The sequence below is a fragment of the Herbaspirillum sp. BH-1 genome (assembly GCF_002870055.1).
GTDB classification, from domain to species: domain Bacteria; phylum Pseudomonadota; class Gammaproteobacteria; order Burkholderiales; family Burkholderiaceae_D; genus Herbaspirillum; species Herbaspirillum frisingense.
In genome coordinates this window covers 304,663-330,504 of record NZ_PKOI01000004.1, presented here as the reverse complement: position 1 = coordinate 330,504, position 25,842 = coordinate 304,663, and the positions used below count along the sequence as shown (strand labels likewise).

The 25,842-nt window shown below is 65.2% G+C and carries 23 protein-coding genes and 1 pseudogene; 20 read left to right on the top strand and 4 right to left on the bottom strand.

The genetic code is table 11. The features are described 5' to 3' along the window. Positions 1-211: 211 nt before the first annotated feature. From HBH1_RS08230 to sbcB, 3 genes are all read left to right on the top strand, one after another. Positions 212-751 carry a DUF3828 domain-containing protein gene (locus tag HBH1_RS08230; RefSeq protein WP_077235568.1) on the top strand — a complete coding sequence of 180 codons (540 nt, stop codon included), beginning with the start codon at positions 212-214 and terminating at the stop codon, positions 749-751. Positions 752-1,037: 286 nt separating this feature from the next. Beyond that, positions 1,038-1,616: a YqhG/Tai3 family protein gene (locus HBH1_RS08225; protein WP_102662315.1), complete on the top strand. Its 579-nt coding sequence runs from the start codon at positions 1,038-1,040 to the stop codon at positions 1,614-1,616. Positions 1,617-1,741: 125 nt separating this feature from the next. Then, positions 1,742-3,178: an exodeoxyribonuclease I gene (sbcB, locus tag HBH1_RS08220; protein WP_102662314.1), complete on the top strand. Its 1,437-nt coding sequence runs from the start codon at positions 1,742-1,744 to the stop codon at positions 3,176-3,178. Between the two features lie 21 nt (positions 3,179-3,199). Here sbcB and HBH1_RS08215 read toward each other — a convergent pair whose 3' ends face one another. Then, positions 3,200-3,502 (bottom strand): DUF3861 domain-containing protein, encoded by a 303-nt coding sequence (locus HBH1_RS08215; RefSeq protein ID WP_102662313.1) that lies wholly within the window; start codon positions 3,500-3,502, stop codon positions 3,200-3,202. 29 nt (positions 3,503-3,531) lie between these two features. Further along, the gene (locus tag HBH1_RS08210; protein ID WP_102662312.1) at positions 3,532-4,158 is read right to left on the bottom strand and encodes a PadR family transcriptional regulator; all 627 of its coding nucleotides are present in this window, start codon (positions 4,156-4,158) and stop codon (positions 3,532-3,534) included. A 248-nt stretch (positions 4,159-4,406) separates the two neighbouring features. Here HBH1_RS08210 and HBH1_RS08205 point away from each other — a divergent pair, with 248 nt between their 5' ends. After that, positions 4,407-4,991, top strand: a complete 585-nt coding sequence (locus HBH1_RS08205; RefSeq protein WP_102662311.1) for a peroxidase-related enzyme — start codon at positions 4,407-4,409, stop codon at positions 4,989-4,991. 16 nt (positions 4,992-5,007) lie between these two features. On the opposite strand, the gene HBH1_RS08200 is transcribed toward HBH1_RS08205, so the two are convergent. Further along, entirely contained in the window at positions 5,008-5,508 is a 501-nt protein-coding gene (locus HBH1_RS08200) for a nucleoside 2-deoxyribosyltransferase (RefSeq protein WP_102662310.1), read from the bottom strand. A 43-nt stretch (positions 5,509-5,551) separates the two neighbouring features. After that, a complete protein-coding gene (locus HBH1_RS08195) occupies positions 5,552-8,014 on the bottom strand; it encodes an acyl-CoA dehydrogenase (protein ID WP_102662309.1) in 2,463 nt (820 codons plus the stop codon). Positions 8,015-8,370: 356 nt separating this feature from the next. Here HBH1_RS08195 and HBH1_RS08190 point away from each other — a divergent pair, with 356 nt between their 5' ends. The 16 genes and pseudogenes from HBH1_RS08190 to pilV all read left to right on the top strand — a co-directional run bounded on the left by HBH1_RS08190 (position 8,371) and on the right by pilV (position 25,842). Beyond that, complete coding sequence (locus HBH1_RS08190) at positions 8,371-9,252, top strand: KPN_02809 family neutral zinc metallopeptidase (protein WP_102662308.1); 882 nt, start codon at positions 8,371-8,373, stop codon at positions 9,250-9,252. A gap of 85 nt (positions 9,253-9,337) precedes the next feature. Then, complete coding sequence (locus tag HBH1_RS08185; RefSeq protein WP_006464296.1) at positions 9,338-9,718, top strand: MAPEG family protein; 381 nt, start codon at positions 9,338-9,340, stop codon at positions 9,716-9,718. Positions 9,719-9,731: 13 nt separating this feature from the next. Further along, the gene (locus HBH1_RS08180) at positions 9,732-10,016 is read left to right on the top strand and encodes a hypothetical protein (RefSeq protein ID WP_102662307.1); all 285 of its coding nucleotides are present in this window, start codon (positions 9,732-9,734) and stop codon (positions 10,014-10,016) included. 162 nt (positions 10,017-10,178) lie between these two features. Next, a complete protein-coding gene (locus tag HBH1_RS08175) occupies positions 10,179-11,426 on the top strand; it encodes an MFS transporter (protein WP_102662306.1) in 1,248 nt (415 codons plus the stop codon). A gap of 25 nt (positions 11,427-11,451) precedes the next feature. After that, positions 11,452-12,834 (top strand): NarK family nitrate/nitrite MFS transporter, encoded by a 1,383-nt coding sequence (locus HBH1_RS08170; RefSeq protein WP_102662305.1) that lies wholly within the window; start codon positions 11,452-11,454, stop codon positions 12,832-12,834. Positions 12,835-13,002: 168 nt separating this feature from the next. Continuing rightward, positions 13,003-16,731 carry a nitrate reductase subunit alpha gene (locus HBH1_RS08165; RefSeq protein WP_102662304.1) on the top strand — a complete coding sequence of 1,243 codons (3,729 nt, stop codon included), beginning with the start codon at positions 13,003-13,005 and terminating at the stop codon, positions 16,729-16,731. Then, positions 16,728-18,281 carry a nitrate reductase subunit beta gene (gene narH, locus HBH1_RS08160; RefSeq protein ID WP_102662303.1) on the top strand — a complete coding sequence of 518 codons (1,554 nt, stop codon included), beginning with the start codon at positions 16,728-16,730 and terminating at the stop codon, positions 18,279-18,281. The genes HBH1_RS08165 and narH overlap by 4 nt, the downstream gene beginning before the upstream one ends. A 14-nt stretch (positions 18,282-18,295) precedes the next feature. Further along, complete coding sequence (narJ, locus tag HBH1_RS08155; protein WP_102662302.1) at positions 18,296-19,024, top strand: nitrate reductase molybdenum cofactor assembly chaperone; 729 nt, start codon at positions 18,296-18,298, stop codon at positions 19,022-19,024. Further along, positions 19,021-19,704, top strand: coding sequence for a respiratory nitrate reductase subunit gamma (narI, locus tag HBH1_RS08150; RefSeq protein ID WP_102662301.1), 684 nt, complete (start codon positions 19,021-19,023; stop codon positions 19,702-19,704). Before narJ ends, narI begins: the two co-directional genes overlap by 4 nt. Before the next feature lie 15 nt (positions 19,705-19,719). Further along, entirely contained in the window at positions 19,720-20,466 is a 747-nt protein-coding gene (locus tag HBH1_RS08145) for a peptidylprolyl isomerase (protein ID WP_102662300.1), read from the top strand. A gap of 9 nt (positions 20,467-20,475) precedes the next feature. Beyond that, positions 20,476-21,495 carry a GTP 3',8-cyclase MoaA gene (moaA, locus tag HBH1_RS08140; protein ID WP_102662299.1) on the top strand — a complete coding sequence of 340 codons (1,020 nt, stop codon included), beginning with the start codon at positions 20,476-20,478 and terminating at the stop codon, positions 21,493-21,495. A 126-nt stretch (positions 21,496-21,621) separates the two neighbouring features. Beyond that, positions 21,622-23,562 (top strand): type IV pili methyl-accepting chemotaxis transducer N-terminal domain-containing protein, encoded by a 1,941-nt coding sequence (locus HBH1_RS08135; RefSeq protein ID WP_102662298.1) that lies wholly within the window; start codon positions 21,622-21,624, stop codon positions 23,560-23,562. Positions 23,563-23,598: 36 nt separating this feature from the next. Then, positions 23,599-24,261 (top strand): response regulator, encoded by a 663-nt coding sequence (locus HBH1_RS08130; protein WP_102662297.1) that lies wholly within the window; start codon positions 23,599-23,601, stop codon positions 24,259-24,261. A 121-nt stretch (positions 24,262-24,382) separates the two neighbouring features. Continuing rightward, positions 24,383-24,604 (top strand): RNA-binding S4 domain-containing protein, encoded by a 222-nt coding sequence (locus HBH1_RS08125; RefSeq protein ID WP_006464284.1) that lies wholly within the window; start codon positions 24,383-24,385, stop codon positions 24,602-24,604. Next, positions 24,601-25,218: pseudogene (locus tag HBH1_RS08120) on the top strand (DUF924 family protein). The gene HBH1_RS08125 and the pseudogene HBH1_RS08120 overlap by 4 nt, the downstream one beginning before the upstream one ends. Before the next feature lie 90 nt (positions 25,219-25,308). Next, on the top strand, positions 25,309-25,842 hold the full coding sequence (gene pilV / locus HBH1_RS08115) for a type IV pilus modification protein PilV (protein ID WP_146012830.1): 534 nt from the start codon (positions 25,309-25,311) through the stop codon (positions 25,840-25,842).

Below are 25,842 nucleotides of genomic sequence, written 5' to 3'. Positions count from 1 at the left end.
ATCAACCCAGCATCAACCCTGCATCAGGCCGTAACCGGGCACAGCGCCCTCTTCGCGGCATGTGCCGCCATGACACGAGCACCGGGCAAGACCCGGCGCCAGGAACACCAGGATGACCACTTTGCACCGTCCCGCCCCTCCTCCCCGCCCAGCCTCACCTTCAGCCTCACCTTCAGCCTCACCCGCGGCCGCCCCCTCTTCCGCCCATGCATTGCGTACCGGTGCCGGCGCCGTCGCCCTGGGCATGCTGCTGACCCTGTCGGGTTGCAACAATTTCAGCGGCGAGGAGCAGCAGCAGGCCGAAGTGGTCGGCGACTTCTACCGCATCCACCTCAAGCACAACGCCCCCGGCCTGCCCTCGGCCGATGAACTCAAGCAGTTCGAACCGCTGGTCAGCCGCTCCCTCTACAACCTGCTGACCCGGGCCGAAGCGGCCGACGCCCGCTACCAGGCCGCCGCCGGCCCACAGGCGGCCCCCATCGTCGAGGGCGATCTGTTCACCTCGCTCTTCGAGGGCGCCACTTCCTTCGCCGTCCAGTCCTGCGACAGCGAAGCGGATCGCGCCGCCTGCCAGGTGGCCTTCCGCTACCAGCAATCGGGCAGCGACGAATCCTGGAACGACAAGATCCTGCTGGTCCGCGAAAACCGCCAGTGGCGCATCGATGACATCGAATTCATCGGCAACGACCAGTCTTCCCAGCGCGAATACCTCACCGACAACCTCAGCGACGCCATCCAGCAGACCGAATAAGGCGTCGCGGCAACAAACATGGCACCCGCTCCAGAGCGAGCCGGCACGCCTCGCCAGCCCGCTTTGACGCAGCATTTGCAGCGAATTGGCGGCCTTTTGGCGATGTATTTCGGGCCTTCCTGCCGAGCCGGGAGGCGTAAGCTTGCCACCGGGAATGCTTGTCGATCTGCTCACGCAATCGTTCACATTCCACTGATGACAAGGTAATAACGAAATAACAGATCAACAGGCCGTCGGCCGCATGCCCCTCCACCATGCACGCGACCACGGCACAGGGAGAATCAGATTGAAGCGGATCGGTACGACACTCTTCGCCGCCGCCAGCCTCTTGCTGGCAGCGTGCACGGCCAATGAAGACGGCAAAGCCAAGGAATTGGTCACGGAGTTCTACCAGGCCCACGCCTCGGCCAGGCCCTCCGGCGCGCTGACGCTGAAGGAACTGATCACCTTCCGCAGCTTCCTGTCGGTGTCGCTGTTCGACCTGCTCAAGGATGTCTCGGTCGCCCAGGAAGCCCGCACCACCCAGGCGGCCGCGGACCTGGCCGCCGATCCCGATGCCGAGCCGCTGCCGCCCCTGGTACAGGGCGACCTGTTCACCGGCAACCCGAATGGCGCCTCGACCTTCCGAGTGGTTCAGTGCGAAGCCCAGGAACGTGAAGCGACCTGCACCGTGGAACTGATCTTCAGCGATGCCAAGCTGCAATCCCCGGCCAAATGGACCGACCGCCTGAGCCTAACCCGCGACGCCCGCGGCTGGGTGATCGACAACATCCAGTACGCCGGCGGCAACCCGCCCCTGCGCAGCGGCACCCTGCAGGACCTGCTGCGCAAGGTGCTCAAGCGCGATACCCCGGCCTTGCAGTAACGCCGCCATCCTGGCCCTCGGCATCGATCGAGAAACCCTCCGCAATCCCGCCGGCCTGCGCACTGATCACGGCGCGCAGGCCACAAGGCTCTATAATCGCGCGATTCCCATAGAAGCCCGCCGCGATGTCCAATCACACCTTCCTCTGGCACGACTACGAAACCTTTGGCGCCGTGCCGCGCCGTGACCGTCCCGCGCAGTTCGCCGCCGTGCGCACCGATGCCGAACTCAACGAGATCGGCGAACCCCTCATGATCTATTGCAAGCCGGCGCCGGACTACCTGCCCGACCCGGTGTCCTGCCTGATCACCGGCATCACGCCGCAGCACTGCCTGGAACACGGCATCCCCGAACACGCATTCGCCGCGCAGATCGAAGAGGCCCTGGGCGAGCCCGGCACCATCGGCGTGGGCTACAACACCATCCGCTTCGACGACGAAGTCACCCGCTTCATGTTCTGGCGCAACCTGATCGATCCCTATGCCCGCGAATGGGCCAACGGCTGCGGCCGCTGGGACCTGCTGGATGTGGTGCGGCTGACCTATGCCCTGCGCCCCGACGGCATCCAGTGGCCGACCAAGGAAGACGGCAGCGTCAGCTTCAAGCTGGAACATCTCTCCAAGGCCAATGGCCTGCTGCACGAAGCCGCCCACGATGCCCTCTCCGACGTGCGCGCCACCATCGCGCTGGCGCGCCTGATCCGCCAGCACAACCCGCGCCTGTTCGACTTCGCCCTGGCCCTGCACAAGAAGGAAAAGGCCGCCGCCGAAATCGGCCTGCCGGCGGCCAAGCCCTTCCTGCATGTCTCCGGCATGTTCCCGGTGGCGCAGGGCTGCCTGGCGCTGATGTGGCCGCTGGGCATGCACCCCACCAACAAGAACGAAGTGATCGCCTGGGACCTGGGCTACGACCCCGCCGAACTGGCCGGCCTGGACGCGGCCACCGTGCGCACACGCATGTTCACCCGGCGCGATGAGCTGCCGGAGGGCGTAGAGCGCCTGCCGGTCAAGAGCATCCACCTGAACAAGTCGCCCATCGTGGTGGGCAGCCTCAAGACCCTCAGCGCCGAGCGCGCCACCGCCCTGGGCATCGACGTCGACACCGCCCTGCGCCATGCAGAACACGCGGCCGCCCTGCCCGACCTATCGTCACTGTGGCGCCAGGTCTACCAGCGCGAGGGCGAAGAACGACCCGACGTCGACGAAGACCTCTACGGCGGCTTCATCGGCAACGGCGACCGGCGCCAGCTGACGCAGCTGCGCGCCCTGGCACCAGCCGCCCTGGCCGGGGCCAGCATGTCCTTCGACGATATGCGCCTCAACGAAATCCTGTTCCGCTATCGCGCTCGCAACTTCCCCGAGACCCTGCGTCCCGACGAAACCCAGCACTGGGAAGAGCATCGCGCTGCCCGCCTGTTCGAAGGCGCCGGTGGCGCGCGCACCATCGCCCAGTTGTTCGAACAGATCGACCAGTTGCAGGAGCAGGCAGACGACGAGCGCACCCAGGACATCCTGGGTGCGCTCTACGACTACGCCGAAATGATCGCGCCGGCCAACCAGTAAGGGCGCCGCCGGCTGGCCGCTTTATTCTGCGGCGGCCTTGCCCTGCGCCTTGAGCTTCATGATGAAGTCGCGCAGGGCCGGTTGTATCTCTTCGAACAGGGGATGCTTGCGGTTCTTCAGCATCACCTCCGAAAACAGTTTCAGCCCCAGCGCCAGCTGCGCGCTGGTATCGCTGTCGAACTGAGCATTGCCGCGCAGACGCTCGACGATACTGAAGATATCGTCATGATTGCCGGCCTCGAAGCTGATGGGCTCATGCAGCGTCTGTCCTTCCGACGCCGTGGCCAGGTGTTCCAGGGTGATGCGGTAGCGATGTTCCTTCATGTTGCTCTCCTTGCTTGCTTCTTTGGGGCTCAGGCCCGCTCCACCGCCACGGCGGCGCGATCGATGATGTCGATGATGGCATGCAGCTCTTCCTGCTCCAGCTTGCCCTTGGCCAGGCGCGTATGCAGCGCCATGCGGAAGTTCTGGACCGCCCGGCGCAGCTCCGGCGAATCGGCATCCGGCCGTTCCTGGCGGCGCAGTTCGAACTTGTGCAGCACCTGCTGCAGCACTTCTGCGTTTTCCTTCTCTTCCAGATGCGCACGGCCCTCGGCGCTGATGGTGTAGAGCTTCTTGCCGCCCTCTTCGCCCTGTACCGAGGCATGGCCCATTTCTTCCAGCAGCGTCAGGGTCGGGTAGATCACGCCCGGGCTGGGGCTGTAGCCACCGCCCACCAGCTGCTCGATGGCCTTGATCATGTCGTAGCCGTGGCGCGGCTTTTCCTGCAACAGGTGCAGCATCACGATGCGCAATGCGCCCTGCTCGAACATGCGCGCACCGCGACCGCCCCCACCGCCACCCTCGCGGCCACGCGGCCCGTGGTGGCCGCGATGGCCTTCTTCATCGAACAGGCCGCCGCCATGGTGCGGACGGTCGTGGCGCTGGTGCATGGGGCCGTGGCCCGGCTGGCCATGGTGGCCGAATAGATGCTTGAACATGGTGTTTCCTTCTTGTCGGTTTGCTAAAGGCAGCGACTGACGCACGCTGCGTGTCGATCGATATAGCCAAGATATATCTTTATTTTGAATATTTCAAGATATATCTTAATCATATTTTTCATTGCATTTGATCAACACATGAAGCAAAAGGCTTCACCGTCAGGCTGGCGACATTGAACGACCGGAAGAAGTGCTATGTTCTCTGCGGGGCAGCCACTGCCCTGCACACCACGACAACAGGAGACCCCATGACCCCGACCGCCCCCATCGGCCGCTTTCCCATCCCCGAACTCGACGAGCTTCCCGAGGACATCCGCCAGCGCATCCTGACAGTGCAGGAGAAGTCAGGATTCATCCCCAACGTCTGCCTGGTCCTGGCGCACCGCCCGGACGAATTCCGCGCCTTCTTCGCCTATCACGATGCCTTGATGGACAAGCCCGGCAAGCTCACCAAGGCCGAGCGCGAGATGATCGTGGTCGCCACCAGCAATGCCAACCAATGCCAGTACTGCGTGGTGGCGCATGGTGCGATCCTGCGCATCCGCGCCAAGGACCCCTTGCTGGCCGACCAGGTCGCGATCAATTACCGCAAGGCCGACATCAGCCCGCGGCAAACGGCCATGCTGGATTTCGCCATGAAGGTCTCGACCAGCGCCTGGGCCGTCAACGAGGAGGATTTCGCCCAGCTCAGGGAGCAGGGCTGGGGAGAGGAGGAAGCCTGGGACATCGCGGCCATCGCGGCCTTCTTCGGCATGTCCAACCGGCTGGCCAACGTGACCAGCATGCGTCCCAATGAAGAGTTCTATCTGATGGGGCGCGTACCCCTGCAATGATGTCGCGCAGACGGGCTCAGCGCCGTCCCGCATGCCAGCGCGCCACCTGCTCCAGGCAGGCGCGCAGGTCACCCTGCACCAGTTCGGCGGCATGCGCCAGCATGAGGTTGCGCGGCAGGCCGAAGTCCTCGATCTGCATGCCCTCGCGGCAGTAACCGGGCTCACCCTGCGGCACCTGCGCCAGCAGATCCTGCACCGGCGTGTTGTAGCACCACACCTTCTTGCCACGCCCGACCGCGTAGCCGATCTCGAAGACCGTGCCCGAATCCGGCTCATGGCCGCGAAAGTCGCGCACGTTGGCCACCACGGCATCGGCCGACTCGATCAGGGCTACGTTGATTTCGTAGATGCGCCGGGCGATCTCGGACTTGCTCTCGCCCTGCACCTCGTCATCGCCCGGGCACAAGGCCAGCAAGCCCAGCTCGCCGCACCATTGCTTGATGCGCGTCTTGTGCGCGGCATAGTCGCGCGCGAAGACATCGGGACCGGCGAGGTAGATGCGGGGCTGTCGGGTCATGGTTCATCCTGTGGCTGTATCCGGAGCCGGCAGCTTACGCGAACTAGGAAACCTCTGCCATGTTCTCGGCCCGGTCGAAGTCGGCCGCAAAATCGTCCACCTGCACGCTGAGGTCCCCATAGTGGGCGAAGGCATCCAGCACTTCCTTCTCCTGCTGCGAGATCAGTCCGCGCTGCAAGACCAGTGCACTCCAGGCCGGCAGTTCGCGCAGGCTCTGCGGCATCGGCGGCAGCCGCTCTTCCTTGATCTCCGGCTTGAGCCGCTGCTCCAGTTGCTGCACCACCGGCGCCAGTGCAAAGGCCAGTTCACCGCAGGCCAGCGGATCACCTTCGCCGGGCACATAGGTATCGGCCACCAGCCGGTCGCGGCTTGCGCCCGGGGTCTGCATGGCCTTGGCCACCAGCGTGCCGAGCAGGTCCGACGGCTTGCGATAAGGCAGTCCCAGCGGGAAGATCAGCACCCGCAGCAGCAGCGCCACCGGCCGGTTGGGGAAGTTGTGCAAGGTCTCGACGATGGCTTCCTGCGCCCGGTTCAGGGCATCCTGCACCGACCAGTCCACGTAGGCCTGGTCAGCTTCCTGACGACCTTCGTCCTCGAAGCGTTTCAACACCGCCGACACCAGGTACAACTGCGAGAGCACATCCCCCAGCCGCGCCGAGATACGTTCACGGAACTTGAGCGTACCGCCCAGCACGGCCATGCTGACATCGGTGAGCAAGGCGAAGGCCGAGGACAGGTGGACCACGGCGCGGTAGTAGCGGCGTGTGGCATGCGCCGCCTGGGAGGGTGCCGGCAACAGCCAGCCGCCGCTGATGCCACCCACCAGGCTGCGCGCCGCATTGGCCGCCGCGAAGGACAGGTGCGCGAACAGCACGCGGTCGAAGGCCTGCACCGCGCGCTCGCGGTCCTCCTCCGAGGCCGCAGCCAGCTCCTGCAGCACATAGGGATGGCAACGGATCGCCCCCTGGCCGAAGATGATCAGGCAGCGCGTCAGGATATTGGCGCCCTCTACCGTGATGGCGATCGGAATCTGCTGGTACACCCGCGCCAGGAAATTGCCCGGTCCCATGCAGATGCCCTTGCCACCGATGACGTCCATGCCGTCGTTGACCACCATGCGCCCGCGCTCGGTGACGTGGTACTTGGAGATGGCCGAGATCACCGATGGCTTCTCGCCCGCATCCACCGCCAGTGCCGACAGGCGGCGCGTGGCATCCATCATGTAGAGATGCCCGCCCATGCGTGCCAGCGCTTCCTGCACGCCCTCGAACTTGCCGATCTCGATCTTGAACTGGCGCCGCATGGCGGCATAGGCACTGGTACCGCGCACCGCCATCTTGGAAAAACCGACGCTGGACGACGGCAGCGAAATCGCCCGCCCCGCCGCCAGGCATTCCATCAGCATGCGCCAGCCGCGTCCGACCTGGGCCACGCCGCCGATCACCCACTCCATCGGGATGAAGACATCGGTGCCCTCGGTCGGACCATTCTGGAACACCGCATTGAGCGGCCAGTGTCGACGACCGGTGACCACCCCTGGATGGTCGGTGGGGATCAGCGCGCAGGTGATGCCGGGCTCCATCGCATAGCCCAGCAGGCCATGCGGATCGCGCGCCCGGAAGGCCAGGCCCAGCACGGTGGCCACCGGCGCCAGGGTGATGTAGCGCTTGCTCCAGGTGACCCGGAAGCCCAGCGTCTCGCGTCCCTCATACCGACCCTTGCAGACGATGCCGATATCCGGAATGGCCGCCGCATCCGAACCCGCATAGGGGCTGGTGAGTGCGAAGCAGGGAATCTCCTGCCCCCGTGCCAGGCGCGGCAGGTAGTGGTCCTTCTGCGCCTCGGTGCCGTAATGCAGCAGCAATTCGGCCGGCCCCAGCGAATTGGGCACCATCACTGCGATGGCCGCAGCCGAACTGCGCGAGGCCAGCTTCATCACCACCTGCGAATGCATGTAGGCCGAGAACTCCTTGCCGCCGTACTGGCGCGGAATGATCATGCCCAGGAAGCCGCGCTCCTTGATGAACTTCCAGGCCTGCTGCGGCAGGTCCTGGGTCTTCACGCTGGTGTCCCAGTCGCTGACCATGGCGCACAGCTGCTCGACCTCGTGATCGAGGAAAGCCTGCTCCTCCGGTGTCAGGCGCGGCGCCGGCAGCGCGAACAGGCGCTCCCAGTCCGGCTTGCCGGAGAACAGCTCGGCATCCCACCAGGTGGTGCCGGCCTCGATGGCATCGCGTTCGGTGTCGGACATGCGCGGCGCCATCATGGCGAACGTGTCCAGCGCGGGCCGCGTGATCAACGACTGCCGCACCGAGCGGATCGCCACCACCAGGGTCGGCGTAAACAACAGGATCGCCAGCAGCACCCGTATCGGCCAGTCGATGTCGAGCGCGGCGCCGCCCAGGACGATCAGGGCCGCCTCGGCTGCCAGCCAGACCCAGGCGCTGGCACGCGCCATCATCAGCGCCAATGCGCTTGCAATGAAAACAATGAGCCAGATGATCATGTGTCGCCTCCAGTGTTGTTGTGCTTGTTGCGGACGGGGTGCTGCCAGCAGTGCAGCCAGCAGTACAGCGGGCAATGCAGCGTTGCGTGGAGCGATGGGTGCAGCCAGAAATGCCGCTGACGATGCAGCGATCAAGACAGCCAGTGTGGCACCGAATGCCGAGCGCGCCAAGCGGGTGTCCCTGCATCCAGTCATCCGACATCCAGCCTGCCCCTTTTTGCACGATACCTTGCCAGCTCATCGGGCGGAATCGGACGGAACCCTCCCAGGCCCGTCAGACAACGCCCGACAAGCCGGCGCCCCATGTCATCCATTACAATCCGGGCATTGCAGACAGGCCCGCAGAGGAACGAATCATGAAATGGGAAGGCAATCGCGAAAGCGACAACGTGGAAGACCGTCGTGGTGAAGGTGGCGGCGGAGGGAGCGGCTTTGGCTTCGGCGGCCGCTCCATCGGCCTGGGCACCGTGGCCGTGGCACTGGTGGCGTCCTACTTCCTGGGCATCAACCCGCTGACCATGCTCAACCTGCTCTCCGGCGGAGGCGGCCCGGTACCGGTGCAGCAACAGGCGCCGGCGCACAAACCCTCGCCCAACGACCAGATGGCGCGCTTCGTTTCCACCGTCCTGGCCGACACCGAAGACACCTGGGGCCAGATCTTCGCCGCCAACGGCAAGCAGTATGCGCGGCCCAAGCTGGTGCTGTTTTCCGGCAGCACGCCGACCGCCTGCGGCACCGGCCAGACCGCCACCGGTCCCTTCTATTGCCCGGGCGACCAGAAGGTCTACATCGACCTGTCCTTCTATGAACTGATGAAGCAGCGTTTCAAGGTCTCCGGCAACTTCGCCCAGGCCTATGTGATCGCCCATGAAGTCGGCCACCACGTGCAACACCTGATGGGCATCTCCGACAAGGTCGATGCGGCCCGCCGCAATGCCAGCGAAAAGCAGGCCAATGCCATGTCGGTGCGACTGGAACTGCAGGCCGACTGCTTCGCCGGGGTCTGGGCCTTCCACGCCAACCAGGCGCGTCACATCCTGGAAGAAGGGGACATCGAAGACGCCCTGCACGCCGCCTCCGCCATCGGCGACGACGCCCTGCAGCGTCAGGCGCGCGGCGTGGTGGTGCCGGACTCCTTCACCCACGGCACCTCCGCCCAGCGCGTGACCTGGTTCAAGCGCGGCATCAACGAAGGCAAGGTCAGCGCCTGCAATACCTTTGCGGCCAAGGAGCTGTGAACCCATCCTGAGCGCACATTGGGCGCGCCATACCCGACATCGAACGCAACATCGAACACGACAACACAACGAGGAGACTGAATCCATGACCCTGTCCAACTGGTGCATCCTGATCGCCGGCCTGATGCCGGTGTTCACCATCGCGGTGGCCAAGCGCGGTCGCAAGGACTTCGACAACGCCGAACCGCGTGCCTGGCTGGACCAGCAGACCGGAGTGCGTCGCCGCGCCGACTACGCCCACCGCAACCACTTCGAGGCCTTCCCCTTCTTCGCCGCCGCCGTGCTGGTGGCGCAGCAGGCCGGTGCCGCCCAGGGCCAGATCGACATCGCCAGCGTGGTCTTCATCGCCGCCCGCCTGCTCTATACCCTGTTCTACCTGAACGACAAACCCTCGGCCCGCTCGGCGGTCTGGGCGGTCGGCTACCTGAGCGTGATCGCCCTGTTCGTCATCGCCGCCCGCGCCTGACCGGGAGCCCACCATGAGCCACCCCGCCGCCCAGCAACTGGCCCCCATGCGCGAGGCCCTCACCGCCCTGTGCGAGCAACGCGCCAGCATCGCCACCCTGTGCGCCACCTGGCGCGCCCGCGACGACGTGATGCAGGCCCTGCCACCCCGTTACCAGCAGGTTGCCGAAGACCTGCTGGGCCGCCTCGAAGCCGGCAGCCTCTTCACCGAGGAAAGCTGTTCCTTCAGCCAGAAGGACCTCACCGACAGCCTCGCCACCTGGCTGGACAAAGCCGAGCAGACCCTGTCAGCAAACTGACCCGGCCTGACCTGCTCCACCGGAAGAACTAGTTCTTCCGGTGGGCAGCCTGCCCCTACTGCCTCCGTCTTCTCCCTTCCCCCGCCTCTCCGTCGGACCGATGTTGCCGGCCTGCACCGATCGCTAAGCTGGACCCATCGATCAACATCCGCAGGAGGCTCCATGTCCGACCAGCGCAAGGCCTATGGCGTGCTGGGTTCCAGCACGCTCGCGTTTACCGTCTGCTTCACCATCTGGATGATGTTCGGGGTCATCGGCATCCCCATCAAGAATGCCCTGCACCTGAACGAAACCGAATTCGGCCTGCTCACCGCCACGCCGGTGCTGACCGGCTCCCTGATCCGGGTGCCGCTGGGCATCTGGACCGACCGCTACGGCGGGCGCAGCGTGTTCTTCATCCTGATGCTGTGCACGGTGGTCCCGATCTGGCTGATTTCCTACGCCACCGCCTTCTGGCACTTCCTGGTGCTGGGCCTGTTCGTGGGCCTGGCCGGTGGCTCCTTCTCGGTCGGCACGCCCTATGTGGCGCGCTGGTTCAAGAAGGAACGCCAGGGCCTGGCCATGGGCGTGTTCGGCGCCGGCAACTCGGGCGCGGCGGTCAACAAGTTCGTGGCGCCGGTGCTCATCGCCGCCGGTGGCTGGATGCTGGTACCCAAGGTCTATGCCGCCCTGATGCTGGCCGCAGCCCTGCTGTTCTGGCTGGGCTCGTCCACCGACCCGGCGCACCAGGTCAAGTCCGACACCGGCTTCATGGACCAGGTGCGCATGCTCAAGGACCCCAGGGTCTGGCGCTATTGCCAGTACTACTCGGTGGTCTTCGGCGGCTATGTCGGCCTGAGCCTGTGGATGGTCAAGTACTACGTCACCGAATACGGATTCGACATCAAGACCGCCGCCCTGCTGGCGGCCTGCTTCTCGCTGCCGGGCGGCGTGCTGCGCGCCGTGGGCGGCTGGCTCTCCGACAAGTACGGTGCCTACCAGGTCACCTGGTGGGTGATGTGGGTGTGCTGGGTGGCCTTCTTCCTGCTGTCTTATCCACAGACCGATTTCGCCATCCAGACCGTGGGCGGCACAAGGACCTTCCACATCGGCCTGAACCCGGTGCTCTTCACGGCGCTGCTGATGGTGGTCGGCGTGGCCATGGCGGTGGGCAAGGCCTCGGTCTTCAAGTTCATCTCCGACGACTACAGCGGCAACATCGGCGCGGTCTCCGGCATCGTCGGCCTGGCCGGCGGGCTGGGCGGCTTCATCCTGCCGATCCTGTTCGGCGTGGTGCTGGACCTCACCGGCGTACGCAGCTCCTGTTTCATGCTGCTCTACGGCACGGTCTGCATTTCGCTGGTGTGGATGCACTTCCAGTTCCGCCGCGAAGGCCTGCAAGCGCCACGCAAGGCCCTGGCGGCCGACTGATCCCTTCCCATTTCAAGGACACCTCATGAACCACGTACTCACGCGCTGGGAGCCGGAAAACCCGGACTTCTGGCGCAAGCAAGGCGAGCCGGTCGCCAACCGCAATCTCTGGATCTCCATCCCCTGCCTGATGCTGGCCTTCGCAGTCTGGATGCTGTGGAGCGTGGTGGCCGCCAACCTGGACAAGGCCGGCTTTCACTTCAGCAAGGACCAGTTGTTCTTCCTGACGGCCTTGCCCGCTCTCTCGGGTGCCACGCTGCGCATCTTCTATTCCTTCCTGGTGCCGGTGTTCGGCGGGCGTCGCTGGACCGCCATTTCCACCGCCAGCCTGCTGATCCCCGCCATCGGCATGGGCCTGGCCCTGCGCGACCCCGGCACCAGCTACTCCACCCTGCTGGGCCTGGCCTTGCTGTGCGGGCTGGGCGGCGGCAATTTCAGTTCCAGCATGGCCAACATCAGCTTCTTCTTCCCCAAGGCGCGCAAAGGCTACGCCACCGGCATGAATGCCGGCATCGGCAACCTGGGCGTCTCGGTGGTGCAACTGGTCACGCCGCTGGTGATTTCCTCGGCCGTGTTCGCCACCTCCATCGCCGGCCAGGGGGTGCTCTTCCATGATCCCAAGAGCGGCCTGGACAGCAGCTACTGGCTGGCCAATGCCGGCTTCATCTGGGTCCCCTTCATCGTCGCCGCCACCCTGGCAGCCTGGTTCGGCATGAACGACATCGCCTCTGCCCAGGCATCGCTGGCCGACCAGGCGGTGATCTTCAAGCGCAAGCACAACTGGCTGATGTGCTGGTTGTATGTCGGCACCTTCGGCTCCTTCATCGGCTTCTCGGCGGCGTTCGCCATGCTGATCAAGGCCCAGTTCCCGGAGGTGGAAGTCGCCCGCTTCGCCTTCCTCGGCCCGCTGGCCGGTGCCCTGGCGCGGCCGCTGGGCGGCATGATCTCGGACCGCATCGGCGGCGCGCGCGTCACGCTGTGGGTGTTCCTGGCCATGGGGCTGACCATCCTGCTGGGCATCCTGCCGGCCCTGCATACGCACCAGTTCACGCTGTTCCTGGCCTCCTTCATCGGCATGTTCATCCTCACCGGACTGGGCAATGGCTCGACCTTCTGCATGATTCCCATCATCTTCCAGACCGAGCGCGAGCGTGCTGCCGCGGGACAAGGCGAGGCGGCGCTGCAGCAAGCCCGCCTGGATGCGGGCAAGGAATCGGCGGCCGTACTGGGTTTCTCCGGAGCCATCGGCGCCTACGGCGGCTTCTTCATCCCGCAGAGCTTCGGCACCTCGATCAGGATGACCGGCGCGCCGGACATGGCGATGTTCGTCTTCGTCGGCTTCTATGCCAGCTGCATGCTCATCACCTGGTGGTACTACGCCCGCAAGGGCGCGCCCATGCCCTGTTGAAATGGCCCTAGTTCTTTCGAACTAGCCCGTCTCCGCCACCTGGATGGCTGCCCTGACCAAGCCGGTGAATAGGCAGGGACGGGGCGCCTGCCTACACTTTCCAACCATCAAGACTGCCCATATCGAAAACGCAGGTGGGGTATGCACCCACGCAACCGAGGATTCACGATGAGTCATTTTCTGGACCGATTGAAGTTCATGTCGCGGGTGAAGTCCACCTTCGCCGATGGCCATGGCGCCGTGGTCGATGAAGACCGCCAATGGGAAAACGCCTACCGCAGCCGCTGGCAGCACGACAAGGTGGTACGTTCCACGCACGGGGTCAACTGCACCGGGTCCTGCTCCTGGAAGGTCTACGTCAAGAACGGCCTGATCACCTGGGAAACCCAGCAGACCGACTACCCCCGTACCCGTCCCGACCTGCCCAACCACGAGCCGCGCGGCTGCCCGCGTGGCGCCTCCTATAGCTGGTACGTCTACTCCGCCCAGCGGGTGAAGTACCCGATGATCCGCGGCCGTCTCATGCAACTGTGGCAGGAGGCGCGCCGCACCCTGGGCCCGGTCGAGGCCTGGGCCGCCATCACCAGTGACCCCGCCCGTGCAAAAAGCTACAAGTCGGTGCGCGGCCAGGGTGGCTTCGTGCGGGCCGACTGGGATACCGCCAACGAAATCATCGCCGCCGCCAATGCCTACACCATCAAGCAGTACGGCCCGGACCGGGTGATCGGCTTCTCGCCCATCCCGGCCATGTCGATGGTGTCGTACGCGGCCGGCGCCCGTTACCTGAGCCTCATCGGCGGCGTGGCCCTGTCCTTCTACGACTGGTACTGCGACCTGCCGCCCGCCAGCCCGCAGATCTGGGGCGAGCAGACGGACGTGCCGGAATCGGCCGACTGGTACAACGCCACCTACCTGATGGTATGGGGCTCCAACGTGCCGCAGACCCGCACCCCCGACGCCCACTTCTACACCGAGGTGCGCTACAAGGGGACCAAGACCGTGGCGGTGTCCTCGGACTTCGGCGAGATGGTCAAGTTCGGCGACATCTGGCTGGCCCCGCGCCAGGGTACCGACGCCGCGCTGGCCATGGCCATGGGCCATGTGATCCTCAAGGAATTCCACCTGCAGCGCCCCTCACCCTACTTCCGCCACTACGTCCGGCAATACACCGACTTGCCCATGCTGGTACGGCTGGTGGAACGCGACGGCCGCTACCTGCCGGAGCAGCTGCTGCGCGCCTCGCAGATGCCCGGCCAGCTGGAAGAAGCCAACAACGCCGACTGGAAGACCCTGGCCATCGATGCCACCACCGGCCAGATCGTCGCGCCCAACGGTTCCATCGGTTACCGCTGGGGCGAAGGCCAGGTCAACGACGGCGCCAAGCTGGGCCGCTGGAACCTGGAAAGCCGGGACGGTCATTCCGGTCGCGAGATCGAGCCGCTGCTCTCGCTGGTGGACCAGCACGACGAGGTGGTCCCGGTCGCCTTCAACTACTTCGGCGGGGACGATGCCGAGCAATTGCAGACACGCCGCGTGCCGGTGCGCCACGTGCGCCTGGCCAACGGCAGCACCGCACTGGTGGCCACCGTGCACGACCTGATGATGGCCAACTATGGCGTGGACCAGGGGCTGGGCGGCCAGATTGCGCAGTCCTATGACGACGACATTCCCTACACGCCGGCGTGGCAGGAGAAGCACACCGGCGTCAAGCGCGAGCTGGTGATCCAGGTGGCGCGCGAGTTCGCGCAGAACGCCCACGACACCGAGGGCAAGAGCATGGTCATCGTCGGCGCCGCGCTCAATCACTGGTACCACAACGACATGATCTATCGCGGCATCATCAACCTGCTGATGATGTGCGGTTGCGTGGGCAAGTCCGGCGGTGGCTGGGCGCACTACGTGGGACAGGAAAAGCTGCGCCCGCAGTTCGGCTGGGCGCCGCTGGCCTTCGCCACCGACTGGGTGCGCCCGCCCCGGCAGATGAACGGCACCAGCTTCTTCTATGCCCACACCAGCCAGTGGCGTCACGAAAAGCTGGGCCTGGACGAGATCGTCGCCCCCACCGCCGACAAGGACAAGCTGGCCGGCATGAGCATGATCGACATGAACGCACGCTCCGAACGCATGGGCTGGCTGCCCTCGGCCCCGCAGCTGGAAACCAATCCGCTGGACGTGTGCGACGCCGCCCAGGCACTGGGCCAGACCCCGCAGGACTACCTGAAGGCAGCCCTGAAGTCCGGCGCCGTCAACATGAGCTGCGACGACCCCGACAACCCGAAGAACTTCCCGCGCAACATGTTCGTCTGGCGCTCCAACATCCTGGGCAGTTCCGGCAAGGGCCACGAGTATTTCCTGAAATACCTGCTGGGGACCCAGCATGCGCTGTTCGACGACGCCGGGCAGGCCATCCGCCCGGCCGAGGTCAAGTACCGGGAAGAGGCCGCCGAGGGCAAGCTGGACCTGCTGGTGACGCTGGACTTCCGCATGAGCACCACCTGCCTGTATGCCGACATCGTGCTGCCCACCGCCACCTGGTACGAAAAGGATGACCTCAACACCTCGGACATGCATCCCTTCATCCATCCGCTTTCGGAAGCGGTGCAACCGCTGTGGGAGAGCAAGACCGACTGGGAAATCTACAAGGGCATCGCCAGCAAGTTCAGCCAGATCGGTGGCGAATACCTCGGCACCCGCAGCGACATCGTGCTGCAGCCGCTGATGCACGACACCCCGGCCGAACTGGGCCAGCCCTTCGAACCGAAGGACTGGAAGAAGGGCGAATGCGACCTCATCCCCGGCAAGACCGCCCCCAATTTCATGGTGGTGGAACGCAACTACCGCGACATCTACAAGAAGTTCACCTCGGTCGGCCCGCTGCTGGACAAGCTGGGCAACGGCGGCAAGGGCATTAACTGGAACACCGAACATGAGGTGGGCGAACTGGGCGCACTGAACAGGCGCGTCACCGAGCCCGGCATCAGCCAGGGCCGCCCGCGCCTGGACAGCGCCATCGATGCCTGCGAGATGATCCTCTGCTTCGCTCCCGAAACCAACGGCCATGTCTCGGTCAAGGCCTGGGAAGCACTGGGCAAGATCACCGGGCGCGACCACACCCACCTGGCGCGGGACCGCGAGCACGACAAGATCCGTTTCCGCGACGTCCAGGCGCAGCCGCGCAAGATCATCTCGGCCCCGACCTGGTCGGGTCTTGAGTCAGAAGAGGTCAGCTATAACGCCGGCTATACCAATGTGCATGAACTCATTCCCTGGCGCACCCTGAGCGGCCGCCAGCAGTTCTACCAGGACCACCGCTGGATGCTGGATTTCGGTGAAGGCCTGTGCGTCTACAAACCGGCGGTCGATACCAAGACGGTCGCGCCCATGCTCGGGCGGCACCCCAATGGCGAGAAGGAGATCGTGCTCAACTTCCTCACGCCGCACCAGAAGTGGGGCATCCACTCCACCTACTCGGACAACCTGCGCATGCTCACCTTGAGTCGCGGCGGGCCGCATGTCTGGATTTCGGAAGACGACGCCAAGGCCGCAGGACTGGTGGACAACGACTGGGTCGAAGTCTTCAACAGCAACGGCACCCTGACCGCGCGCGTGGTGGTGAGCCAGCGCATCCCGGGCGGCATCTGCCTGATGTACCACGCCCAGGAAAAGATCGTGAACACCCCCGGCGCGCAGCTGAGCGGCAAGCGCGGCGGCATCCACAACTCGGTCACCCGGGCGGTGCTCAAGCCAACCCACATGATCGGCGGCTATGCGCAACTGGCCTATGGCTTCAACTACTACGGCACCGTCGGCAGCAATCGCGACGAGTTCATCATCCTGCGCAAGATGAACAAGATCGACTGGCTCGACGGTGGCCTGCAAGAAAGGACGGCATCATGAGAATTCGCGCACAAGTGGGCATGGTGCTCAACCTGGACAAGTGCATCGGCTGCCACACCTGCTCGGTGACCTGCAAGAACGTCTGGACCAGCCGCGACGGCGTGGAATACGCCTGGTTCAACAATGTCGAGACCAAGCCCGGCATCGGCTATCCGAAGCAATGGGAAAACCAGCAACAGTGGCAAGGCGGCTGGACCCGCACCGCCGCCGGCCAGCTGGAGCCGCGCCAGGGCGGCCGCCTGCGCATCCTGGCCAACCTGTTCGCCAATCCCAACCTGCCGGCCATCGACGACTACTACGAGCCCTTCACCTACGATTACGAACACCTGCAGAAGGCGCCCCTGATGCAGACCCCGCCCACGGCACGGCCGATCTCGGTGCTGACCGGCAAGAAGATGGACAAGATCACCTGGGGGCCTAACTGGGAAGACGATCTCGGCGGAGAATTCAGCGCCCGCAGCCAGGATGCGCTGTTCGAGGGCGTGCAGAAGGAGATGCACAGCAGCTTCGAATCGACCTTCATGATGTACCTGCCGCGCCTGTGCGAACACTGCCTGAACCCGGCCTGCGTGGCGTCCTGCCCGTCAGGCTCGATCTACAAGCGCGAGGATGACGGCATCGTGCTGGTGGACCAGGACAAGTGCCGTGGCTGGCGCATGTGCATCTCTGGTTGCCCGTACAAGAAGATCTACTACAACTGGAGCTCGGGCAAGGCCGAGAAATGCACCTTCTGCTATCCCCGCATCGAGGCCGGCCAGCCCACCGTCTGCTCGGAAACCTGCGTCGGGCGCATCCGCTACCTGGGCGTGCTGCTGTATGACGCCGACCGCATCGAAGCGGCGGCCTCGGTGGCCGACGAGCAGGCGCTCTACCAGGCCCAGCTGGACTGCTTCCTCGACCCGCACGACCCGGCCGTGATCGCCGAGGCGCGCCGCCAGGGCATTGCCGAGAGCTGGCTGGAATCGGCACGCCGCTCGCCGGTGTACAAGATGGCCATGCAATGGAAGATCGCCTTCCCCCTGCATCCGGAATATCGCACCCTGCCCATGGTCTGGTACATCCCGCCGCTGTCGCCGATCCAGAAGGCCGCCGAAGCCGGCCACATGGGCATGGACGGCATCATCCCCGACGTGAAATCGCTGCGCATCCCGCTGCGCTATCTCGCCAACCTGCTGACCGCCGGCCAGGAAGCGCCCATCCTCAACGCCCTGCAACGCCTCTTGGCCATGCGCGCCTACAAGCGCGCCCAGACGGTGCACGGCCGGCAGGAAGAAGCGCTGTTGCAGCAGGTCGGCCTGCAGGCGGATGAGGTCGAGGACATGTACCAGACCCTGGCCATCGCCAACTACGAAGACCGTTTCGTGGTGCCGTCCTCGCACAAGGAAATGGTCGAAGACAGCTTCAACGACAAGGGCAGTTGCGGCTTCAGCTTCGGCAATGGTTGTTCCGGTGGCGTCTCCGACGGCAGCCTGTTCGGCAAGAAGCCGCAAGGCAGCGTGATCTTCGTGGACATGCCCAAGTCGCGCAAGAAGTCCCCTGTCACCGAATGAATGGAGCCCCTGTCATGTCTTCCCAAGTCAGTCACGCGGCCGGCAGCGGCGCGATCTATCGCGTCGTCTCGGCGCTGATGAGTTATCCCCAGCCGGAACTGATCGCGGCACTGCCCGAGATCGAACAGGCCCTGCAGGGCGAGGCGGCGCTAGCGGAGGCCTTGCCGGCGCTGCAACCGTTGCTGCACCACCTGCAATCCGTCCCGCTGCTCACCCTGCAGGAAAACTACGTCGATACCTTCGACCGCAGTGCCGCGCTGTCGCTGCACCTGTTCGAACACATCCACGGCGAAAGCCGCGACCGCGGCCAGGCCATGGTCGATCTACTGGAGGAATACCGTAGCCAGGGCCTGGAGCCGGCTACCAGCGAGTTGCCGGACTATATGCCGCTGTTCCTGGAATTCCTGAGCCTGCTGTCGCAGGACAGGGCCGCCCTGCTGCTGGGCGAGGCGATCCATGTGCTGGCCGCCATCGGCCAGCGCCTGCAGCGTCGTGAGAGCCCCTATGCCGCGCCCTTGCTGTTGCTGACCCGGCTCACCGAGGTCGTGCCGCGCGAGCAGGATGATCCACCTGTCCGCGACATGGACGAGGCCATGGAAGTCTTCGGTCCCGGTACCGATGGCGTGGAACCCCTGCTCAAACCTGCGCCGGGCGGCGTGCAGCCGCTGCATTTCCATCCCCGGCAGCATGCCCGCCCCGCCGCACCGTCCACCACCCAGTCCGCCCCCGGGAGACCAGCATGAGCTACCTGCACCAATTCCTCTACGGCATCTACCCCTACATCGCCCTGGCGGTGTTCCTGCTGGGCAGCCTGGTGCGCTTCGAGCGCGAGCAGTACACCTGGAAGAGTGACTCCTCGCAACTGCTGCATGCCGGTCGCCTGCGACTGGGCAATATCCTGTTCCACGTCGGCGTACTGGGACTCTTCTTCGGCCATCTGGTGGGCTTGCTCACACCGGTGGCGGTATGGGATGCCGTGGGCGTGAGCCACGGTTTCAAGCAACTGGTCGCCATGGGTGCCGGTGGCGTGTTCGGCACGCTCTGCCTGCTGGGGCTGGCGATCCTGATCCATCGCCGCCTGACGGACGCGCGCATCGCCGCCGTCACCCGCCGCTCCGACAAGCTCCTGCTGCTGTGGCTGCTGGTCACGCTGTGCCTGGGCCTGTCCACCATCGCCGAGTCGGCCCAGCACCGCGACGGCCACATGATGGTGTTGCTGATGACCTGGGCGCAGCACATCGTCACCTTCCGGGGCGACGCCGCTGGCTTCATCGAAGGCGCGCCGCTGCTATTCAAGGCGCACCTGTTCATGGGGCTGACCCTGTTCGTGATCTTCCCCTTCACGCGGCTGGTGCATGTGTGGAGCGGCTTTGCGTCCATCACCTATCTGAGCCGGGCCTGGCAACTGGTCCGCCCGCGTTGAGCAAGGAGAACCAGGATGCCTGTCATCGTCAATGAATACGAACTGAGCGACGCCGAGATGGCCGAGGAACTGGCCGCCCGCGATGCCGATGACCAGGACCTGCAGTCGGCCATGACCACCCTGGTACTGCGCCGGCTGCTGCTGGAAGAAGCGCAGCGCCTGCAGTTACCGGGCGAGGACGACGACGCGCGTATCGCCCTCCTGCTGCAGCGCCAGGTCAGCGTCCCGCAGGCCGGCGAAGAAGAATGCCGACGCCAGTACCAGGCCACGCCGGAACGTTTCATCATCGGGGCGCTGGCGGAAGTGAACCATATCCTGTTCCAGGTCACCCCGGAGGTCGATCTGGCGGCCCTGCGCCAGCGCGCAGAGTCGGTGCTGGAGCACTTGCTGGCGCAACCGGAGGACTTCGCCACGCAGGCCACCGCGCTCTCCAACTGCCCCTCCGGCGCACAAGGCGGCAGCCTGGGGCAGATCGCCCGGGGCGCCTGCGTGCCGGAATTCGAACGGGCCGTCTTTGCCGCCGCACCACAGGGCATCATCCCGCGCCTGGTGGAGACCCGCTTCGGCCTGCACATCGTCCAGGTGGGCCGCAAGCTGGACGGCACGCGCCTGCCCTTCGAGTCGGTACGCGAGAACATCGCCCAGGCCCTGCAGCGCGCCGCCCATGACCAGGCCCTGCGTCACTACCTGCAGCAACTGGTGGGCGCTGCCCGCATCACTGGCGTGCAACTTCCCGGCATGACATCGCCGCTGCTGCAATAAGGAGCCTGCATGTCCTCGCCCGTCCCCTCGTCCGTCCCACCTCCCGGCCGCCCGGCCCTGCTGGACCGCTTCGGACGACGCATCGACTACCTGCGGCTGTCGGTCACCGACCGCTGCGACCTGCGTTGCAGCTATTGCATGCCCAAGGGCTTTTCCGGTTTCGAGGAGCCGGCCAACTGGCTCAACTTCGACGAGATCACGCGCGTGATCGCCGCCTTCGCCCGACTCGGCGTGGGGCGCATACGGCTCACCGGCGGCGAACCGCTGATGCGCCGCAGGCTGCCCACGCTGGCCGCGCAATTGTCGGCCCTGCCGGGGGTGGAGGAACTGTCGCTGTCCACCAACGCCACGCAGATGCACAAGCACGCAAGGGCGCTACGGGCGGCCGGCGTACAGCGCATCAACGTCAGCCTGGATAGCCTGGATCGCGCCTGCGTGGCACAGATCACCGGGCGCGACAGCCTGCAGAGCGTCATGGCAGGCCTGGCAGCGGCCAGGGAAGCCGGATTTGCGCCCATCAAGGTCAACATGGTGGTACTGCGCGGCGTCAATGAACATGAAGTGCCACGCATGGCGGAGTTCTGTTTCGCGCAGGGTTTCATCCTGCGCCTGATCGAAGCCATGCCCATGGGCGAGACCGGTCGCAACAGCGGCGTCGTCGCGCTTGGTCCGCTGCGCGATGCACTGGTGGCCCGCTTCGACCTGCAGCCCCTGGCCACCGAGCTGGGCGGTGGCCCGGCGCGCTACTGGGGCAGCGCCGACGGCCGCTGCACGCTGGGTTTCATCACACCCATGAGCCAGCACTTCTGCGCCACCTGCAACCGCGTGCGGCTCTCGGTGGACGGCACGCTCTACCTCTGCCTGGGACAGGAAGCGCGCCTGGAATTGCGTCCGCTGCTGCGCGCCGGCATCGATGATGGCGGGCTGGAGGAGGCCATCCGCCTGGCCATCGAACTCAAGCCGGAGCGCCATGAATTCAGTCAGGCACCGCACAAGATCATCCGCTTCATGTCGCAGACCGGCGGCTAGGGCGCCAGGACCGGCAGATCCTGCACGATCTGCACGATCTGCACAAAGATTGACCTGGACCCGGTGTTTTGGTCCCGCCAACGGCCTAGACTGCCGCTTCCCTGGCTAGCCCTGGAACCTTCCATCATGCCCTCTCCCACCCTGGCCCTGCTCCCCAACCCGCTGCCGCCCCACAAGCGCCTGACCTTCCGCATCCTGCTGATGACCCTGGTAGGACTAGGCCTGACGATGACGGCCATCGGCTATACCCTGCTGCTGTCCTGGCAACTGGAGGGCGGCGGCACCGTCATCAACGAGGCCGGCAGCCTGCGCATGCGCTCCTACGAGCTGGGCCTGGCGATGGAAACCGGCCACGAGCGTTCCGACCTCCAGCACCACATCGAACGCTTCAGCCAGATCCTGGCGCTGGTACAGACCGGGCAGGCGGGTGAACCCAGCTTCGTGCCGGCCACCGGTCCCATTCACGAACAGCTGCTGCACGTGCAAGATCAATGGCAGCAGCGCATGCAGGTCCATGCCCGCACCGTGCTGGAAGCGGACGACCCGCTACTGCGCCAGCAGGCGCTGGATCGCTACCTGCAGGACCTGCCCGACTTCGTGGGCGACATCAACCTGCTGGTGGCCTATGTGGAAGCAGACCTCACCGGCAAGACCACCTGGCTGCGGCTGTGCCAGACAGCGCTGATCTTCCTGGCGCTGGCGGCGAGTATCGCGGTGCTGTATCTGCTCTACCTGTGGATCGTCGGCCCGGTGCGGCGCATGCAGGCGGGCATTGCGCGCATGTCGCAAAACGACCTGGACGTGCGGCTGGCGGTGGAGAGTGAAGACGAGTTCGGCCAGCTGGCCCAGGCCTTCAACCAGATGGCCGACCATGTGCAAGGCGTGCACCGCACGCTGGCAGAGCGCGTGGCAGAAAAGACCGCCCGCCTGCGCGAGCAGAACGAAGAAGTCGGCACGCTCTACGAGATCACCGACTTCCTCTCGGGAGCGCATACCATCGAAGCCCTGTGCGATGGTTTCCTCAAACGCATCATGCAGCGCATGCAGGCCGATGGCGGCACGGTACGCATCCTCGACGAGCGCGGCAATCTCTATCTCACGGTGCAGGACGGCATCTCGGACAAGATCATCGATGAGGAACGTTGCATCAAGGTCGATGACTGCCTGTGCGGCGCAGCTACCCGGCAGGGGGTGATCCTGGTACGCGATTTCCGCGAGCTCGATGCACAGCGGCGCTACCGCTGCCAGGAAGAAGGCGCGCTGTCGCTGGGCATCTTCCAGATCCTGGTGCGGGAACAGGCCATCGGCAGTTTCTCCCTGCATTTCCTGCAGGAGCGCAGCATCGACGGCGACGAGCGCCGCCTCCTGGAAACCCTGGGCCGCCACCTCGGCGCGGCCATCGAGAACCAGCGCCTGATCGCCCGCGAAAAGGAATTCGCCATCGCCCACGAACGCAACCTGATGGCCCAGGGACTGCATGACAGCATTGCCCAGGGACTGAACTTCCTCAACCTGCAGGTGCAGATGCTGGAGGATTCGCTGGCGCGCGAGAACCTGGCCGAAATCCACGAGATCGCGCCCATGCTGCGCACCGGCGTGCAGGAAAACTATGAAGACGTGCGCGAACTGCTGCTCAATTTCCGCAGCCGCCTGCAAGACAGCAGCCTCGACTCCGAAATGCGCAAATCGCTCGACAAGCTGCAGCGCCAGACCGGCCTGCAAGGCGCCATCACCATCAGCGGCGACGGTCCGCCGCTGGCGCCGGAACAGCAGTTGCAGGTGCTGTTCATCCTGCAGGAGGCACTGTCGAATATCCGCAAGCATGCCCAGGCCAAGCGGGTGGACATCGCCGTTACCAACGGCCGCGACTTCTGCCTGACGGTGCGCGACGACGGTCACGGCTTCCAGCTCGACAAGGCCAGCGCCAAGGGCGCCGACCATGTGGGTCTGCGCATCATGCAGGAACGCGCCGACCGCCTCGGCGCGCAACTGCAGATCGACAGCCGGCCCGATGAAGGTACCTGCGTCACCATCCGTCTGATGCGCCAGGAACGTCTCGTGGCCTGAAGCCATCCCAGAATCTTTGCAAGGAACCGCCCCACCATGCCCACGCCCATCCGCATCCTGCTCGTCGATGATCACACCCTGTTTCGCAGCGGCGTACGCCTGCTGCTGCAACGCCATCCCGAATTCGAGGTCGTCGGCGAAGCCGTCGATGGTCTGGACGGCGTCAAGCGGGCCCGCCAGCTGCAGCCCGATGTGGTGCTGATGGACCTCAACATGCCCGGCCTGTCGGGTCTGGAAGCGATGCAGCTGATCGTGGAAGACCTGCCCGACACGGCCGTGCTGATGCTCTCCGTCTCGGAAGAGGCCGACGACCTCAGCACCGCCCTGCACAATGGCGCCGCCGGCTACCTGCTCAAGAATATCGAAGCCGAGTCTCTGGTGCAGGCCATCAAGCGCGCCGCAGCCGGCGAACCGGTGATCTCGGAGGCGATGACGGCCAAGCTGGTGATGCAGTTCCGCGCCGCCCACCAGACACCGGCCCCGGTGACGGCCGCCCGCGACAGGCTGACCGCCCGCGAACGCGAGACCATGGCCTGCGTGGCCCGTGGCGAGAGCAACAAGGAAATCGCCCGCACCCTGGACGTGGCCGAGAGCACGGTGAAGATCCATGTCCAGAACATCCTCAAGAAACTGAAGCTTTCCAGCCGGGTACAGATTGCGGTGTATGCTGTGGAACACGGTCTGGACAAAACGCCCTGAGCGGCGTACCTTACCGCTCCCTGTTTCATGTCCCTGTTTCATGTCCCTGTTTCATGCCCCTGTTCTACGCCCCTGGCCGCACGTCCGCTCCGCCCGGGGCTGCGCTCCCGAAAGAAAGCATATGCAAAAGATCACCTTCCCGCTGCAGGGCCATCCCCATGTCGAACTGAACCAGCTGCTCAAGCTCTGCGGCCTGTGCGACAGTGGCGGCGCCGGCAAGCAACTGGTAGCCGAAGGCCACGTGCGGGTCGATGGCAAGCCCGAAAGCCGCAAGACCTGCAAGATCACGGTCGGCCAGAAAGTCAGCCTGGGTGATGTGCAGATCACCGTGATCGCCGAATGAAGAGCGCCACGCAGGTCGGGGAAGTGCTGGACTTCTGGTTCGGCGAAGGCTGGGAGGCCATGCCGGCACATCAGGTGGCCGAACGCCAGAAGAAACTCTGGTGGAGCAAGAACCCGGACATCGACGCCCAGTGCCGCAGCCGCTTCGAGGCACTGGTGCAGCAGGCTGCAGCCAATGCGCTGGATGACTGGACCGAGGATGCGCATTCCATGCTGGCGCTGATCCTGTTGCTGGACCAGATGCCGCGCAATATCTACCGCGACACCCCACAGGCCTTCGCCTTCGATGAACTGGCACGCCAGTGCACGCATCTGGCGCTGGCCATCGGGCTGGACGAGGAACTGCCGCCGCTGGCACGGGTATTTCTCTACCTGCCGCTGGAACATGCGGAAGACCTGGATGACCAGCAATACGTGGTGCAACTGATGACGGCCCTGGCCAAATCCGCCAGCGGCGAGGACAAGGCGGCCTTCGAAGGCTATGCCGACTATGCGTGACGCCATCTTGCGGTGATCGAGCGCTTCGGCCGCTTCCCGCATCGCAACCGCATCCTCGGGCGGGATTCCACCGCCGAGGAAGCGCAATTCCTGACGCAACCCGGCTCATCCTTCTGAAGTTTTCGATAGCGGGCCACTGAAAACGCTTCCCGGTGGAAGCACCCAGGCGTTTTCCCTACACTCGCGGCTTTCTTTTCGGATGGCCGCATGCAAACCCGTTGCGCAGGTTTCTCGATGATGGAAGTGCTGGTGGCCATGCTGGTCATCGGCACCGGCGCGCTGGCCCTGGTGATGCTGCAAATGCATGCCCTGCGCAGCAGCGCCGAGAGCGCCCAGCATGCCAGCGCCACGCTGCTGGCGCATGAGTTGGCCGAACTGCGGGCCGCCACCCTGCCTACTTCCTTCACATCGTCCACCCCGGGCGCGACCGATCCCTACCTGTTTTCCTTCACCGCCGGCCGGGCCCCGCCAGCCCGCGCCGATTGCGACCTCGCCCCCTGTTCCCCTGCCGCCTTCGCCAACGCCGCCATCGCCGACTGGGCCGCGCGGCTGACGCGCGAACTCCCGGAAGCCCGGGCCACGGTCTGCCGCGATGCCCACCCGACGCCGCAGGACCAATGGTCCTGTGAAGAGGCCACCACTGCGCCTGTGGTACTCAAGCTGGGCTGGCGCCGCAGCGCGGTGGCGGCCACTGCCACAGCGGCACGCGCCCCCTTGCTGACGCTGGTGCTGGGGCGCTGA

Bases quoted from the DNA above. Each gene is read 5' to 3' on its own strand.
- sbcB (WP_102662314.1), top strand. From the start codon at position 1,742: ATGTCCAATCACACCTTCCTCTGGCACGACTACGAAACCTTTGGCGCC.
- HBH1_RS08215 (WP_102662313.1), bottom strand. From the start codon at position 3,502: ATGAAGGAACATCGCTACCGCATCACCCTGGAACACCTGGCCACGGCG.
- HBH1_RS08210 (WP_102662312.1), bottom strand. From the start codon at position 4,158: ATGTTCAAGCATCTATTCGGCCACCATGGCCAGCCGGGCCACGGCCCC.
- HBH1_RS08205 (WP_102662311.1), top strand. From the start codon at position 4,407: ATGACCCCGACCGCCCCCATCGGCCGCTTTCCCATCCCCGAACTCGAC.
- HBH1_RS08200 (WP_102662310.1), bottom strand. From the start codon at position 5,508: ATGACCCGACAGCCCCGCATCTACCTCGCCGGTCCCGATGTCTTCGCG.
- HBH1_RS08195 (WP_102662309.1), bottom strand. From the start codon at position 8,014: ATGATCATCTGGCTCATTGTTTTCATTGCAAGCGCATTGGCGCTGATG.
- HBH1_RS08190 (WP_102662308.1), top strand. From the start codon at position 8,371: ATGAAATGGGAAGGCAATCGCGAAAGCGACAACGTGGAAGACCGTCGT.
- HBH1_RS08185 (WP_006464296.1), top strand. From the start codon at position 9,338: ATGACCCTGTCCAACTGGTGCATCCTGATCGCCGGCCTGATGCCGGTG.
- HBH1_RS08180 (WP_102662307.1), top strand. From the start codon at position 9,732: ATGAGCCACCCCGCCGCCCAGCAACTGGCCCCCATGCGCGAGGCCCTC.
- HBH1_RS08175 (WP_102662306.1), top strand. From the start codon at position 10,179: ATGTCCGACCAGCGCAAGGCCTATGGCGTGCTGGGTTCCAGCACGCTC.
- HBH1_RS08170 (WP_102662305.1), top strand. From the start codon at position 11,452: ATGAACCACGTACTCACGCGCTGGGAGCCGGAAAACCCGGACTTCTGG.
- HBH1_RS08165 (WP_102662304.1), top strand. From the start codon at position 13,003: ATGAGTCATTTTCTGGACCGATTGAAGTTCATGTCGCGGGTGAAGTCC.
- narH (WP_102662303.1), top strand. From the start codon at position 16,728: ATGAGAATTCGCGCACAAGTGGGCATGGTGCTCAACCTGGACAAGTGC.
- narJ (WP_102662302.1), top strand. From the start codon at position 18,296: ATGTCTTCCCAAGTCAGTCACGCGGCCGGCAGCGGCGCGATCTATCGC.
- narI (WP_102662301.1), top strand. From the start codon at position 19,021: ATGAGCTACCTGCACCAATTCCTCTACGGCATCTACCCCTACATCGCC.
- HBH1_RS08145 (WP_102662300.1), top strand. From the start codon at position 19,720: ATGCCTGTCATCGTCAATGAATACGAACTGAGCGACGCCGAGATGGCC.
- moaA (WP_102662299.1), top strand. From the start codon at position 20,476: ATGTCCTCGCCCGTCCCCTCGTCCGTCCCACCTCCCGGCCGCCCGGCC.
- HBH1_RS08135 (WP_102662298.1), top strand. From the start codon at position 21,622: ATGCCCTCTCCCACCCTGGCCCTGCTCCCCAACCCGCTGCCGCCCCAC.
- HBH1_RS08130 (WP_102662297.1), top strand. From the start codon at position 23,599: ATGCCCACGCCCATCCGCATCCTGCTCGTCGATGATCACACCCTGTTT.
- HBH1_RS08125 (WP_006464284.1), top strand. From the start codon at position 24,383: ATGCAAAAGATCACCTTCCCGCTGCAGGGCCATCCCCATGTCGAACTG.
- pilV (WP_146012830.1), top strand. From the start codon at position 25,309: ATGCAAACCCGTTGCGCAGGTTTCTCGATGATGGAAGTGCTGGTGGCC.